The organism is Alcanivorax sp. HI0083 (assembly GCF_001635175.1).
The window spans coordinates 1-1,238 of sequence record NZ_LWFX01000813.1 but is presented as its reverse complement, the minus strand read 5'-3'; the positions used below and the strand labels follow the sequence as shown (position 1 = coordinate 1,238).

Below are 1,238 nucleotides of genomic sequence, written 5' to 3'. Positions count from 1 at the left end.
CCATCGGCACGTTGGGCTTTCGCGGGGAAGCGCTGGCGGCGATCAGCTCCGTCTCTCGATTGAGCCTGGCCAGTAACGTGGAAGGCGAAGCGGAAGGCTGGCAAGTGACCGTGGAAGGGCGCGATATGGCGCCGACGGTATCGCCGGCGGGGCACCCCCGTGGCACCACCGTGACCATGCGTGACCTGTTTTTTAATACCCCGGCCCGACGCCGGTTCCTGCGCACCGAAAAAACCGAATTCAATCATCTCGAAGAAGTGTTTCGGCGCATTGCCCTGAGTGAATTCAATACCGCGTTTCGTCTCACCCATAACCAGAAAGTGATTCACCAGTTGCCCGCCGGGCTGGATGACACCCTGCGGGCGGCGCGGGTGGCCAAGCTGTGTGGCAAGGGTTTCATGGAGCAGGCGGTGGCCGTGGACGTGGAGCGCGATGGCTTGCGTCTGCACGGCTGGATGGGCCTGCCCACGTTTTCCCGCTCCCAGGCGGACCTGCAATATTTCTATGTGAATGGCCGGGTGATTCGCGACAAGGTGGTCAGCCATGCGGTGCGCCAGGCGTATGCGGATGTGCTCTACCACGGCCGCCACCCGGCCTATGTACTGTTTCTGGAGCTGGACCCGGCCATGGTGGATGTGAACGTTCACCCCACCAAACACGAAGTGCGTTTCCGCGAACAACGGATGGTACATGGTTTTCTGTATAGCTCATTGCATCGCGCCATTGCCGGGGTACGTCCGGGGCAGGAGCTGGCCGGTTCCGTGGTCGATGAAGGGGCGCCAGCCGCCGGCATGGATACAGCCATGGCGCCCAGTCAGGGCAATATGTCGCTGTCTGCGCCAGCGGGTGCGGGGATGTCTTCCCTGTCTAGCCCGGCCGGCCACGCCTACCCGCCCGGCGGCGGTGCGTTTGGCTATGGCCAGGGTCAGCGGCAGGCCGATGCCTACGGGGCCCTGGTGGGACAGCAGGTCAGAGAATCAGCGCCGTCGGTGATGCCGCCGGCCAGCGACAACGAAACCGTGCCGCCGCTGGGCTATGCGGTGGCGCAGCTGCACGGCATTTTTATTTTGGCGGAAAACCAGCAGGGCATGGTGGTGGTGGATATGCATGCCGCCCACGAACGGATTACCTATGAGCGGCTCAAGCAGAGCTGGGCGGACGACAAGGTGCGCAGCCAGCCATTGCTGGTGCCGGTGTCGCTGGCGGTGTCGTCCCGTGAAGCGGATTTTGCCGAGCAG

1 protein-coding gene is annotated in these 1,238 nt (G+C 63.4%); it reads left to right on the top strand.

The window, feature by feature from the left end; all coding sequences use genetic code 11:
• Positions 1 to 1,238 (top strand): DNA mismatch repair endonuclease MutL (gene mutL / locus A3754_RS07865; protein WP_063519251.1); only part of this gene is annotated, 1,238 nt, incomplete at both ends.